The sequence below is a fragment of the Chryseobacterium sp. KLBC 52 genome (assembly GCF_003347605.1).
Classification (GTDB): Bacteria; Bacteroidota; Bacteroidia; order Flavobacteriales; family Weeksellaceae; genus Chryseobacterium.
Genome location: NZ_QDFZ01000001.1, coordinates 239983 through 254341, shown reverse-complemented (window position 1 = coordinate 254341; position 14359 = coordinate 239983). Strand labels below are relative to the sequence as shown.

The following is a 14359-nucleotide window of genomic DNA, read 5'->3' as shown; positions in this document are numbered from 1 at the left end:
GCTTTACCCGGAGTTGTATTATTTATTTTTATGAATATATCTGGATAGTTTTATTCCAAGATCCGTCCAGACAATTTTAGGATTTCCGTTTCGGGTCAGGTGAAGATCGGCAGTATTAATTTCTTCCAAAATACTCTCAATATTAGCTCCACTGATAAATTTTGAAAAGCCGGCCCAATTGAAACCGTTCGCATTGATTTTTTTATACACCAGATTCTCAGACTGGTAATTCTGAAGCAATGCCAGTCTGAAAATTTCAGAACAATAATTAAGGAAGTTCTTCTGCTTCTCCCTGTTCCATCCTGCAATTTCTCTTGCCCAGACAATAATACTTCTGAGATATTCCGGTTTCTTTTTTACCATAAATGCATCTCTCACCCATTGTACAAAAAGCTTTTCGAATTCGTTGCTTTTATCTCCTGAATTCAGCAGTTTTATAGCATCATTAAGATCTCCCTGAGCTTCATGAACAATCTCTCTCACTTTTTCTTCAGAAACAGAGAAATTCTTTTTAAGATGATTTTCGATATCCTCATCATTAATTCTAGGAATTTCTACAATCTGTGTTCTGGAAAGAATGGTAGGAAGAATATCGTTGGTACTTTCAGCGGTAAGAAGAATAACAGTTTTTGCCGGCGGTTCCTCCAAAAATTTCAAAAACTTATTGGAAGCGGCAACATTCATTTTATCTGCTCTCCAGACGATAAGAATTTTGGTTCCTCCTTCATAACTTTTTAAAGAAAACTTCTGGTTCTGGTCATCCACTTCATCTGCAGAAATAAATAGCTGTTTATTCTCTGATTCCAAAAATGCAGTCCAGTCATCATAGCTTGCATAAGGGGAAGCCAGGATCATTTCTCTGAACTCATCAAATTTATTTTTACTTAATGAGTTTTTGTTATCCGTAAAAACCGGAAAACTGAAATGCAGATCCAGATGATTGAGATGATCTACCTTCGCAGCAGCATGCTCATTTTCCTGACTGAAAATTTCCCGTGCATAGGCCAATACCATAGGCAGTGTTCCGTATCCCTCCTTTCCTACAAAAAGTTGGGCATGGCTCACTCTGTTTTCAGCAATGCTTTCTCTAAGAAGTTTTTTCAGATTCGTCTGTCCGGCGATGTTCTCCCAATTCATGTTTCAAAGATAAAAAATCTTATTTCATTTCATAAAATTAAGTCTGCTTAAAATGGATAAAAATATAGATCATCCATTTTGAGTTTCCTTACATCTGTAAAAATGCAGGACATAATAAAACCATTAAGAAGGATTGAAGAAATATAGTATAGTTAAGATGAATCATTCTGATTTTAAGCTTAGAGCGAAGCTCCTTACTACTCTTAAAACCTACATACAATCTTAATGGTTCAAAAGAAATACATTCTATTATAGGTAATATCAATAATTGAATTAGAATAAAATATAAAATTAAATTTTACACAATTTAATTTTAAACAATACATTTGTAATGTGAAATTATTCGTAAATTGATTACCATTTCACACCAAATATTAAAATCATAAACCAATGGATACCAACCTGGAACAAAAAATTAAAGGGATATTTCAGCAGCAGAAGGCCTTTTTCAAAACCAATCAGACTAAAGATATTGAATTCAGAAAAGCACAATTAAGAAAATTCCGCCAAGTTTTTCTTCAGCATACCGATGCGCTTTGTGAAGCTTTAGATACAGATTTGGGGAAAAGCAGAAAAGAAGCAGAATATGTGGAGATTCAAATAGTGATCAGCGAGCTTGATTATTTGCTGGAAAACATTGATGAATGGGCAAAACCTACTTCTGTACCTTCAAAACCACATCCTTCAGGCGCTGAAGTTGAGAGCAAAATAACCTATCAGCCTTATGGAGTTACTTATATTATCGGACCTTTCAACTATCCTGTTCAATTGACATTTAGTCCGCTTATCGGAGCTTTGATCTCCGGAAATACGGCGATCATAAAACCTTCTGAGAATACCCCACATGTAGCACAGGTTCTTGAAGATATTGTCAAAGAATCATTTGATGAATCTTATGTCGCAGTTATTCAGGGTGCTATTGAAGAAAACACCTTATTATTAAGTCTTCCTTTTGATTATATTTTCTTTACTGGAAGCCCCAATGTTGGTAAAATTGTCATGAAAGCCGCTGCAGAACAATTAATTCCGGTTACACTGGAACTTGGAGGAAAATCTCCTACGATTGTTCATAAAGATGCAGATTTGGATAAAGCGGTAGCCAGAATATCTTACGGAAAATGGATTAATTGCGGACAAACCTGCGTGGCTCCAGACTATATTTATATCCATGAATCTGTAAAAGATGCTTTTATAGAAAAATTCAAAGCTCATTTAAATACAGCTTATGAAGGTAGTTCTTTGGGGAAAATCGGGAAGATTGTAAGCCAGAACCAAATTAAACATTTGGCAGGTTACCTCGAAGCAGCTCCGGAAAAAGTAATCTACGGAGGACATTATGATCTTGAAACCCGTCACTTTGAAGCTACTATAATGGATAATGTAAACTGGGATGATCAGGTAATGCAGCAAGAGATTTTCGGCCCTATTCTTCCTGTTATGACCTATAATGATATTGAAGAAGCTCTGGAAGAAATCAATAACCGTCCTAAACCTTTAGCATTATATGTTTTCAAGGAAGATCAGGAATTTGCAGAATATGTTTTAAACCATACCACAAGCGGAGATGCTGAGATCAATAGTACTATTATCCATGTCGGATCGCATTACTTACCTTTTGGAGGGGTGGGAACTTCGGGAATGGGAAAATATCACGGAAAATTCAGTTTTGAGTGTTTCAGCCACAGCCGTTCTGTTCTTCAGGTAAAATAAAAGGATTAATACCTAATCATATACACCAGGACTGTTCATCATAGGACAGTCTTTTTTGCAGCACAGAATAGATATTTGTATTACAGAAAATTGGCATTTTTCTTGTAAAGAAAAGCCCTTAACAAACTTTAACCACATATAATTTTTACAATTCATTAATATTTAAGATATTTGCGCATTGTTTTAAAAATAAAGAATGAAAAAAATCTTTGTAGTATCATTCATATCAGTTGGATATTTTCTGAATGCACAGAGTCTAAGCAACTCTCCTTATGCAACTTATGGAATTGGAGATGTGAAATATGATAATACGATCGAAACTGCTTCTATGGGTGGTATATCTACTGCTTTTATTAGTGATTTTACCAGCAGTTTCAATTTTGCCAACCCGGCAAACAACGCCAATTTCGAACTTACGAGTATCAGACTGGAAGCTACCAACGAAAACAATTATTTCAAATCGAACTATAACGATATGAAATCTACAAAGCATTCTACGTATCTTTCCAATATTTCGATTGCCTTTCCGTTATCTTCAAAAGTGAAAATGGGAATCTCTTATCAACCCTACAGTTCTAAAAGTTATGACATCGTAACGGAGCAGTTTGCCAGTGATAACACGACCCCACTTTATAAAAACAATTTCAAAGGAAGTGGAACTTTGAATACGGCACAGCTTGCTGTTTCTTATAAGATCAATCAGGAATTATCCGTAGGAGCAAAAGCAAACCTTTATTTTGGAGATCTTAATGACCTTAATGAATTTCGTGCTTACAACAGTAACCTTGGGACTTACGTAGGGGAATATGTTAATGGTTATGAGACGAAAAACAGAGTCAGAAACTTTAATTTTACGCTTGGTACAAGCTACCAGACTTTAAATACACGTACTGATAAGAAGTTCACTGTAGGAGCTACTGCTACTTTTGGTAATACAAGTAATATGACGACTCAGTATACCAACAGTACGTACAGATATTCTGATGCTCAGGAGACGACTAAAGTTAGCGGATCCGAAACAATCATCGAACAAAAAGAAACAAAATCCAAAAACCTTCTTCCATTACAGGCATCTGTAGGGGTTGGATACGGAAGTGAGAACCATTGGTTTGTATCAGGACAGGTAGATTATAAAAAGGGAGAAGATATCTCTTATTTTGGTAAAAGCTTTAGTTTCCAGGATACCTACAGAATTTCTGCCGGTGGATGGTACCTTCCTAACTATAACAACTTCAGAAGCTACTTCTCAAGAGTAATCTATAGATATGGAGCGTTCTATGAAAGAGGAAATCTAAACCTGGAAGGAAACAGTATTAACAAATTCGGTATTTCTGCCGGAGTAATGCTTCCGTTCAAAAACAGTAGTATCACCAGAATGAGCGGTCTTGAAATCGGGTTAGAAGTGGGTAAAAGAGGAACTCTTCAAAACAACCTGATCAATCAGAATTTCGTCAACCTGAGAATCGGCTTCAATTTTGCTGATAAGTGGTTCAGAAAGACTCTTTATAACTAAAATGAACTTTTCAAAAAAAATATCATATAAAAATATAGCATGCCTTTTTAGTTGTGCTATATTTTTTATATTGACATCCTGTGAGGAAGATCTTACCAAAAGAAACGGTAGTCAAAGCAAAAATTTCCCTTCACAGATTATCAACAATGCTAATATTATCCAGCGTGATTCGGGCTTTGTCACTTTAAAAGCCAAAGCACCCATCATTGAAAAATATGAACTGATAGACAGTCCGTATGTAGTAGCCAGAAAAGGAATTGACATTGAGTTTTTTGATAAAAAAAAACCGAAGGTTCCGGGAAGAATTACCGCTAAATATGCCCGTATTTTTGAATACAAAAAATTCTACGAAGCCAAAGGTGATGTAAGAATAAAAACCAATGAAGGCCAGAGATTTGCTATGCAGAGTATTTATTGGGATCAGCGAAAAAACAGAATCTATACCAAAGATACGGTGTATGTAACCATGGAGGATGGTTCTACACTGGTAGGAGCCAATGGAATGACTGCCAAGGATGATTTTTCTGAATACACCTTCTATAACAACTCAGGAGATTTCAGTTCAAAAAGAATTTCTGAAAATAAAAAATAATTCAAAAATAATGAAAGCGCTGGCTATTGGATTGATGTCCGGGACAAGCCTGGATGGTCTGGATATCTGTCTTGCTGAATTTGAAAAGCAGGACACGTGGACTTTTAAAATCCTGAAAGCCGAGACACTCTCCTATTCTGAGGATTGGGAAACCCAACTCAGAAATTCCATTCATCTTTCTTCCGAAGACTTGCTGGAACTGCATTCAGCGTATGGTTTTTATCTTGGTCAGCAGGTTAAAGCATTTATTCATCAGCATCAGCTTGAAAACATCGACCTGATTGCTTCTCACGGCCATACGGTTTTTCATCAGCCTAAGAGAAAATTCACCCTGCAGATCGGTGACGGCAGAGCCATAAAGCTGGAAACAGGATTACCTGTTATCTATGATTTCAGAAGTCAGGACGTGTTGATGAAAGGAAACGGAGCTCCTCTGGTTCCTATAGGTGATGAATTACTTTTCTCCGGATACAGCGCCTGCCTGAATTTAGGTGGATTTTCCAATATTTCTTTACGTGCTGAAGGAAAAAGAATTGCCTTTGATATCGCTCCGGTAAATATTGTTCTGAATCATTTAGCTCAACAGGTTCATAAAAATTTTGATGAAAATGGAGCATTGGCAGCAAAAGGAAAAACAGACGAAACTTTACTCCATCAACTTAACGCTTTGGATTTCTATCAAATTCCCCATCCAAAATCATTGGGAATAGAATGGTGTCATCAGCATATATTTCCCCTTCTTGAAAATATTGAAACATCCGATGCACTGGCTACGTTTACAGAACATGCTGCCCAGCAGATTGCCAATGTCATTAATGAGTATCGTATAAAAGACATCCTAATCACCGGAGGAGGTGCTTACAATACCTTTTTAATTGAAAAAATAAGAGCGAAAACACAAGCCGAAGTGATCATCCCCGAAAAAGAGATCATCAATTATAAGGAAGCCTTGATTTTTGCATTTATGGGCGTTTTAAAGATAAATAACAAGATCAATGTGTTGTCTTCTGCAACTGGAAGTACAGCGGATCATTGTTCGGGAGTGATTGCTTAGAAAAACACATTCCTGTAAAATAAAAAAAACCTTCATTTTTGAAGGTTTTTTTTATTTATAAGCTTCGATTTTATCGGTAAGCGTATTGATAAAGTTCTGTAAAGGCTTTTCTACCATCATTTTGATGAATGGATTGAATTTCCCTTCAAATAACATCTGAACTTCAGTCTGGTTTTCACTGATTGGGTTCAATGTAGCTGTTAATGAGAAGTCCAAACTTGAACTTGCAGATCTTAAAACAGCTTTCTGATCATCTACTTCATCAATTTTTAAAGCGATTTCAGGCATTCCCTGTAATCCAAATTTAAATCCGTTATCTCTTGTTTCAAATTTCTGAAGACCATCCGGCATAAAATCTTTGTAATTTTCAGGAGATTTCAGCAACTCGGTAAGTTCTTTAGATGATTTATTGACAATAATCTTTCGTCCTTCTAAATTCATTTTTTATTTTTGTATTTAAATTCTTAACTATTACAAATGTATAAAGTTTTTGTCAACGAAAAAAAATTATTACTATCTAAGCATCCTGAAGAACTTGAAAAAAAGCTTGGATACGAAAATTATACAACTTTAGAGATCGCATTGGATCTTCTGGAGAATACCTCTGTACAGGAACTGAATGTATATGGAGAGAATTTGGAAGAAATCTGGCAGGAATTTCAAAAGCTATTCAGAATTATAGAGGCTGCAGGAGGTCTCGTTAATAATCCCGAGGGTAAAATTCTTTTCATCAGAAGACTGGGTAAATGGGATCTTCCCAAAGGTAAAATGGAAAAAGGAGAATCCAGGGAAGAGTCTGCAGTACGGGAAATAGAGGAAGAAACTGGTCTGAGCGATGTTGAACTTTTACAATTCATCAATACCACTTATCATATCTACATTGAAAGAAATGGTGAGAAGATCTTGAAATGCACCCATTGGTTTGAAATGAACTTTGACGGGGAAGACACCTCGAAACCGCAAATAGAAGAAGGTATTACCGAAGTAGCCTGGAAAACGACATCTGAAATTGAAAATGAAGTGTTCCCGAGTACTTTTAAAAATATCAAACTGATCGTAAAAGAATTCTGGGACCTGAAGAAATAAGTAATAAGCCTGGAAGTTGGAAGAGTGAAGCTGGAAGTTACGATCCGGCAGCCCTCGTTTCCGATGATCATTGTAACAATGATAATTTATAAAATGGTATAAAAAAAGAGAATACGCGTTGCTTGTCTTCAAGAACTTCCCTCTCCCAACTTCCAGCTTCCTTACTCTAAATAAAGTCGATCACTTTCTCCAGGGCAATTCCTCTGGATCCTTTTAACAATATGTTTTCAGAATGAATTGGATTCTGTTGTAAATATTCTATTAATGCTGCTGTATTTTCAAAAGCAAAATCTGAAGCATTCACAGCTTTAAAATGTTTACCAACCGTAATAATCTCGTCGAAATGAAGGTCCTGAGCCAGTTTTAAGATGTTCTGATGCTCTTTCTCACTCTCATCCCCCAGTTCCAGCATATCACCGATAATAATGGTTTTGCTGCCTTCAAAACTGATGAAATTATTCAAAGAAGCGCTCATAGAACTTGGATTGGCATTATACGTATCCAGAACCAAAGTTCTCCCCTCTTTTTTCACCACCTGAGATCTCATATTCGTTGGCGTGTAAAGTTCCAACGCATGTTTTATTTTTTCAAAGCTGATTCCGAAATGAAGTCCTAAACTGGCAGCTGCACAAAGGTTGGTAAAATTGTACTCTCCTGTCAGTTTTGAAACGGCTTTTCCCCCCTGATACGTCAATCCTACAAAATGTTCTGCAGAAAAAGATTCAAAATTATAGTTTGATGTCTCTTTTCCAAAAGTGATTTTAGGTGAATAGTTTTCAGTTTTTTCAGCCTGGATAGGATCGTTTTCATTCACAACAATCGTTCTGTTGTTATTTTTAAGATAATCATAAAGCTCAGATTTTCCTTTGATTACTCCTTCAAAACCTCCGAATCCTTCCAGATGAGCTTTTCCAAAATTGGTAATATAACCGAAATCAGGTTGTGAAATGGTACACAGAAATTCAATTTCTTTCTGATGGTTAGCTCCCATTTCAATCACGGCCATTTCATGTTCCGGTTTAATGGAAAGAATGGTCAATGGAACTCCGATATGATTGTTCAGATTTCCGTAGGTGTACTGAACATTAAATTTTTCAGAAAGAACAGCATGAATAAGCTCTTTTGTAGTCGTCTTTCCATTACTTCCTGTAAGCCCTATAAAAGGAATAGCCAGCTTGCTTCTATGATAGATGGCCAGTTGTTGTAAAAACTCCAGGGTGGATGGAACATAGAAAATATTTTTATCTCTGTTTTCAAATTCCGGAAGTTCAACAATCACTGCCAGAGCTCCGTCATCAATGGCTTTCTCTGCCAGCGTTGCTGCATTGAAATTCTCACCGGAAAAAGCAAAGAAAATATCATTCTCTGCTATTTTTCTGCTGTCGATGGTTACTTTTGCCGCCTGCAGAAATAAAGGATAAAACTGTTCTATATTCATGTGGAAATATATATATCTTTTTTTTAAAATCGCATGCAATCGCTCAATCTATACGAATGTTTTTAGACTTTTTAGCCAACGCGATTTCATGGTTCAAAAATAAAAAAACCTTCCGAAAGTCCGGAAGGTTTTTTGTAAGTATTTTTTGATAAATATTATCTTCTAGTTCTACTCTTATCGCTGGCTTTAGCATCCTGTGCAACACGGAATCCTACCCAACCATAAGCTCTGTTTTGATTTTTATATCTTCTTTGTCCTGGATCCAGCCAATATGCTGTGTCCTGCCAAGAACCCCCTTTTACCACTCTAACCTCGTTAGAAATTCCGGAAGTTCTTTCTTTAGTATCTTTTTGTAGTTTCACTCTACCGCTTCCATCTACAACAAAGCTTGTTTTAGGAGCGTTGTACATATCGAATCCTGAAGCAGAATCAGAAGCTCTGTAATATTCTAAAGAAGACTGTCTGTCACCATCTCTGTAGTTTCTGTAGTCAGCGATAGTTTGTCTTTCGAATTGTCCAGGTAGTCCTCTGTAAACTAATCTTCCATCCGCTAACGTATCATACTTAATAGTACCTTCGTCGATCATTTTATAAGTTCCGTCACCGTTTCTTACGATCGCCTGAGGCATGTTTCCTCTGTAGTAGTTGAAATCGTTGTAATCTTCATCGATGATAGGTCTGTAAACGTCAGCCGTCCATTCAGAAACGTTTCCGTACATACCGTAGATTCCTAAATCGTTAGATGGATATTGTCTCACGTCAGAAGTCTGAGCTGATCCGTCGTTTTTCCAACCTGCAATACCGGAATAATCACCTCTACCCATTTTGAAGTTTTCAAGGAACATTCCTCTGTCTCTTCCTTTGGTACCTCTTAATCTTTCAATTTGAGGTTTTTTACCCAGATATTGGTTATATTCTCTGTTTTTAGCCATACCTAGAGCTGCATATTCCCATTCTACTTCGGTAGGAAGTCTGAACTTCTGTACCATTGCAGAATTCGGAGCTCTGTTAGCTGCAAGCAATCTCTGGTTTGTAGTTTTCATACCAGTTTTCTGCTGCATTCTTTTCTCGTTGATATATCCCTGCATTTCAGGATCATTCGATTTGAATTTATCCATGTTGAAAGCAGTTCCTCCCTGGTTGTTGGATTCGTTGATATACAAATCTTTGGCAATAATACCAGCCTGCATCAAAGCTTTTTCGTTCGCTCTGTCAGACAGCCATTCACAGTATCTGTTTGCCTGAGTCCAGGAAACTCCTACTACCGGATAATAATCAAATTCCGGAGAACGCAGATAAGTTTCGTTATAATCGTTTCTTGCTAATTTGTTGTCCCATAATAAGGTATCCGGTAAAGCACCGTTATAGATCTCCTTAAAACTCGGGTCACTTGGTGGGAATACATACTTCAACCATGTAAGGTATTCGCGGTATTCGTAGTTAGTAATTTCAGTTTCTCCGATAAAGAATGAACTTACCTGCATTCTGCGCGGTGTGTTATTCCAATCGTGCATAACATCATCTTTCACTAATCCCATTGTAAAAGTTCCACCTTCTACATATACCATCCCAGGCCAACCCTTCTGCTTCTGTTGCTTTCCTGCAAAAAACCAACCCTGTTTTTCGTTTGGTTTCCAACCTGTTTTGCTGACAAATTTTTTGGTACCGCCACCTTTGCTGGTTCCTGATCCGCCACAGCTGGTTAATGCAAGTGTAGAACTTAATGCTATTAATGAAAACAACTTTAGTTTTTTCATAGTCGATATAAATATTTTCAAAGTACAAAGAAAAAATAAATTATTCAATAAATCAAGTAAACATTTGATTTTTTTGAAAAACGTTAACAAATTAATTTTATTGTATCACAATTTAATTCTAAAATTTTCATTTATTTTGTAATTTAGCAATTTCAATAGTAAACATGAAACGAAAAATTACGATTTTATCTTTAATCGCTTTTGCATCAACACTTTACGCCCAAAGAAACACCATAGAATGGAATGGTTCTAAAATTCAGGATTTTGGTGACACAAAATTAAATCTTCCTAATTTTAAAAATGAAGGTTTTTCTTACAGCCAAAATAATGTTTTTATCGTAAGCAAGCAAAAAATCGGAGAAAAGCAATTAAAAATCTCAGACCTTGTTTGGGAAAGCGTTTCTAACCAGGAATTGTTTGAGCTGGATAAAGGCAGACTTCCGGATTATGATGTAGCAGATGTTTCCTATTATACTTTAGAGGGTGAAAGCTATGCCAGTATTAGTATTGCTTTATTTAAAAATGTAAAAGGGCGTGTTCAGAGATTATCTTCATTTAATGTTTCAGAAGCTTCTTCTTTTATCAATACAACAGGAACGGTTAATAAAATAGGTACCACCGGTAATCCTTTATCAAGTGGAAATTTTTATAAGATAAAGGTAGACAAGTCCGGAGTATTCAAAATCACTTCCCAGTTTTTAAAAGACAACGGAATTAATCCGGGTTCTGTAAATCCTAAAAATTTCAGAATTTATGGAAACGGAGGTGTTATGCTTCCTGAATACAATCAGGATGCAAGATACGGAGCTTTACAGGAAAATGCCATTCAGGTAGTAGGTGAAGATGATGGGGTATGGAATGACAATGACTATGCTCTTTTCTATGCACAAGGTCCGGACGGATATAACCTTTATGATACAGGCAATGGAAATGGCTTTAAAAGACATGATACCCGATTCAGTGAAAGAAGTAATAATGTAAAAAATATCTACGAAGACTTCTCGTATTATTATATCAACTTTGACAAGGGCGCAGGAAAAAGGGTTCCTACTGTAGATGGAAATCTTCCTGGCCAGCTGATTACAAGATATGACAGTTACCAGGTCATTAACAAGGATCAGAAAAACCTGTTAAAAGTAGGAAGAACATGGGTAGAGGATGCTCCTTTCTCCAATGAAAAGACCATAACACTGACTACGAATTCTCCTATACAGGCGAATGACGTAGTACGATACAGAACCCAGGTAGTGGCCTATAATTCCCAGCAGAATACGATAGATTTTAAAATCAACAATTTAAATCCACACCCGCTGCAGGTAATTCCTACGGATACTTCTTCCTATCAGTATACTTTTTATCCTGTAACGTACACAGGAACATTAACAAATCTTACCGGAAATCAGTTTACATTGGTTTATAATCCTGACATTTCCAAAAATCCTAATGGAACATTCTATTTTGATTATCTGGAAGTTCAGTATAAGGAAAACCTTGCATTCAATGGTTCACAAATGAACTTCAGGGATTATTCAATTGTAAGTGGAAGCAATACAGACTATGGTTTCAGCATCAGTAATGCCAATAATATAGAACAGGTATGGGATGTAACAGACATTACCAATGCTAACAGAAGAGTGAATAAAGCAGGAGCCGGTTCTTTCAACTTTGCCTATACTGCTGCTGATCAGAATTTCAATAATGAATTTGTAGCTTTCCGTGCTGATGCAGCTTTCAGCCCGCAGTTTGTAGGAAGAATTTCCAATCAGAATTTATCTGCAATACAAAACGTAGACTATCTTATCCTTACCGTTCCCGAAATGATGGGCCAGGCACAGAGAATTGCCAACTATCATCAAACGAAGAATAACTATAAAGTAGAAATTGTTGACATCAATAAAATCTATGAGGAATACGGCAGTGGAAGCAAAGATCTTACTGCGATAAGAGATTTCGTAAGCAAACTCAATACTCCTCTGGGAAGACTTCAGTATGTATTTATTCTTGGGGACACTTCATACGATTATAAAAACAGAGTTCCGAACAACTCAAATGTTGTTTCCAGCTACCAGAGTGAGCAGTCTTCAGATTATGTATCCTCTTTTGTGACGGATGATTATATTGTGATGACCAAGCCGCAAACCGCATTACTAATTGAAAACAATTTACCAGATCTGCCTGTTGGTAGAATTCCTGCCGCCAATGTAAGTGAAGCCGGAGATATGATCAACAAAACGCTGGCTTATTATAATTCTCTTCAGGGACAGTCGAGTCCTTTCGGAGACTGGCGTATGAGGCTTGACTTTGTGGTAGATGATAATAATGAAGGAGGCGGGCCATTTCATAATGTAATGAACGCATCCCTTGCCAGCATATTTGAACAACCGGGCCAGCAGGAACTTAAAGAATATAATGTTAAAAAATTATACATGGATGCCTTTACCGCGCAGAGTACATCCGGAGGACGAAGATATCCGCAGGTAAACCAGGCCATTTCCAACGCTATCGGAAACAGTTTGTATCTGTTCTATTTCGGACACGGAGGAATCAACGGATGGGCGCAGGAAAGAGTACTTACCAGTACAGAAGTTCAGAATGCCAACAATTTTTCCAATGTATACAGCAGATTCCCGTTTGTATCTACCATCACTTGTGAGTTTACATTATGGGACGAACCTTCAACCAATTCTGTAGGTGAGCAGTTTATTAAAATGAAACAGGGAGGTGTTTCTACCATGATTACTTCCAGCCGTGCTATCGGAGTTGATTATGGACGTGATTTTACCAATACTCTTACTCAGAATATCTTTAAATTAACCAATGATGACTTCAATACATTGGGGAATGCTCAATTGATTGCTAAAAAACAAAAGGGTCCAAACAGTAACCACTTAAAAGTAAACTTATTGGGTGACCCGGCAATGAAATTAAGCAGACCTCAAAGACTTCTTGTTATTGATAATATTGAAACTCCGGTTCCCGGATTGATCAGAGGTTTGGATTTTGTGAAAATTAAAGGACACATCAATAATCCGAACGGAACCCTGAACAATACCTTCAACGGAAAAGTCAGCATCAATATTTTTGATAAGAGATTAAATAAGAAAACACTTAATAACAGTGGAATTTTAACTCCGGTTTTAGAATATACTGAAGAAGGAAGTGCGATTGTAAAATCTGCAGGAACTGCGGTAAACGGAGTTTTCACTGCTGAATTTTATGTTCCTAAAGACATTAACTATGCTGTAGGACAAGGAAGAATACTAGCCTATGCTGACAACAAAGCAACAGATGTTTTCAATAACCAGGCAGTACAGGTAGGTGATATTAATCCTAATGGAATCAATGATAATCAACCTCCAAAAGTAAAGCTGTATATGAACAACACCAACTTTGCAGATGGTGGAATCACCAATCAGAATCCTATGCTTCTTGCGTGTCTTACCGATGACACAGGAATCAACTCAACAGGATCCGGTGTAGGACATGATATTACAGTATATCTTGATGGTCAGATTATCAATACTGTTGTTTTAAATGATTTTTATGCTCCCGGAGAAGGAAACGGATGCTTAAATCCTAGTCTTGCCGAATACCAGAAAGGAAATGTAACCTACCCTTTCAGAAATCTAGCAATAGGACAGCATCAATTAACATTTAAAGTTTGGGATATAAACAATAATTCGACAACTGCTACGTTAAATTTTGAAGTTAAAGATGAGTCTGACCAACACCTGACGATCAACCGTCCGCTGAACTGGCCAAATCCATTTACCAATAAAACCTATATTCAGTTTGAACACAACTGTGATGATATTCTGGATGTGAACGTACAGATTTATACAATAACCGGAAGATTGGTAAGAACTTTATCGCAGCCGGTGGTTGCAGAACCTTTCCTGCAGGGCTATAGAACCCCACGCCAGGCCATAGAATGGGACGGAAGAGATGATTTTGGAGCTACAGTAGCAAAAGGTACGTATATTTTTAAGATATTTGCAAAAAGTCAAAATCAAGAAAAATGCAAAGGAAGTGCTACAGCTGTAGAAAAAATGGTACTTTTGAAATAATTAAA

General features: G+C 36.8%; 10 protein-coding genes. 6 read left to right on the top strand and 4 right to left on the bottom strand.

Going from position 1 to position 14359, the window contains the following annotated elements; all coding sequences use genetic code 11:
• Positions 1–18 precede the first annotated feature (18 nt).
• A complete protein-coding gene (locus DDF69_RS01095) occupies positions 19–1137 on the bottom strand; it encodes an ATP-binding protein (RefSeq protein ID WP_114819146.1) in 1119 nt (372 codons plus the stop codon).
• 390 nt (positions 1138–1527) lie between these two features.
• On the opposite strand from DDF69_RS01095, the gene mdlD reads away from it, so the two are divergent.
• The 4 genes from mdlD to DDF69_RS01075 all read left to right on the top strand — a co-directional run bounded on the left by mdlD (position 1528) and on the right by DDF69_RS01075 (position 6006).
• Positions 1528–2847: an NAD(P)-dependent benzaldehyde dehydrogenase MdlD gene (gene mdlD / locus DDF69_RS01090; protein ID WP_114819145.1), complete on the top strand. Its 1320-nt coding sequence runs from the start codon at positions 1528–1530 to the stop codon at positions 2845–2847.
• A gap of 196 nt (positions 2848–3043) precedes the next feature.
• Positions 3044–4360, top strand: coding sequence for a hypothetical protein (locus DDF69_RS01085; RefSeq protein WP_114819144.1), 1317 nt, complete (start codon positions 3044–3046; stop codon positions 4358–4360).
• Position 4361: 1 nt separating this feature from the next.
• Positions 4362–4952: an LPS export ABC transporter periplasmic protein LptC gene (lptC, locus tag DDF69_RS01080; RefSeq protein ID WP_047421210.1), complete on the top strand. Its 591-nt coding sequence runs from the start codon at positions 4362–4364 to the stop codon at positions 4950–4952.
• A gap of 10 nt (positions 4953–4962) precedes the next feature.
• Complete coding sequence (locus DDF69_RS01075; protein ID WP_114819252.1) at positions 4963–6006, top strand: anhydro-N-acetylmuramic acid kinase; 1044 nt, start codon at positions 4963–4965, stop codon at positions 6004–6006.
• A 51-nt stretch (positions 6007–6057) separates the two neighbouring features.
• On the opposite strand, the gene DDF69_RS01070 is transcribed toward DDF69_RS01075, so the two are convergent.
• Positions 6058–6447, bottom strand: a complete 390-nt coding sequence (locus tag DDF69_RS01070; RefSeq protein WP_034699917.1) for a hypothetical protein — start codon at positions 6445–6447, stop codon at positions 6058–6060.
• 36 nt (positions 6448–6483) lie between these two features.
• On the opposite strand from DDF69_RS01070, the gene DDF69_RS01065 reads away from it, so the two are divergent.
• Complete coding sequence (locus DDF69_RS01065) at positions 6484–7092, top strand: NUDIX hydrolase (protein ID WP_114819143.1); 609 nt, start codon at positions 6484–6486, stop codon at positions 7090–7092.
• 166 nt (positions 7093–7258) lie between these two features.
• On the opposite strand, the gene DDF69_RS01060 is transcribed toward DDF69_RS01065, so the two are convergent.
• Both DDF69_RS01060 and gldJ read right to left on the bottom strand, forming a co-directional pair.
• Complete coding sequence (locus tag DDF69_RS01060) at positions 7259–8530, bottom strand: UDP-N-acetylmuramoyl-tripeptide--D-alanyl-D-alanine ligase (protein WP_114819142.1); 1272 nt, start codon at positions 8528–8530, stop codon at positions 7259–7261.
• 155 nt (positions 8531–8685) lie between these two features.
• Positions 8686–10287: a gliding motility lipoprotein GldJ gene (gene gldJ, locus DDF69_RS01055; protein ID WP_114819141.1), complete on the bottom strand. Its 1602-nt coding sequence runs from the start codon at positions 10285–10287 to the stop codon at positions 8686–8688.
• Between the two features lie 164 nt (positions 10288–10451).
• Between gldJ and porU the strand changes: the two genes are divergently transcribed.
• Positions 10452–14354: a type IX secretion system sortase PorU gene (gene porU, locus DDF69_RS01050; protein WP_114819140.1), complete on the top strand. Its 3903-nt coding sequence runs from the start codon at positions 10452–10454 to the stop codon at positions 14352–14354.
• Positions 14355–14359: the final 5 nt, after the last annotated feature.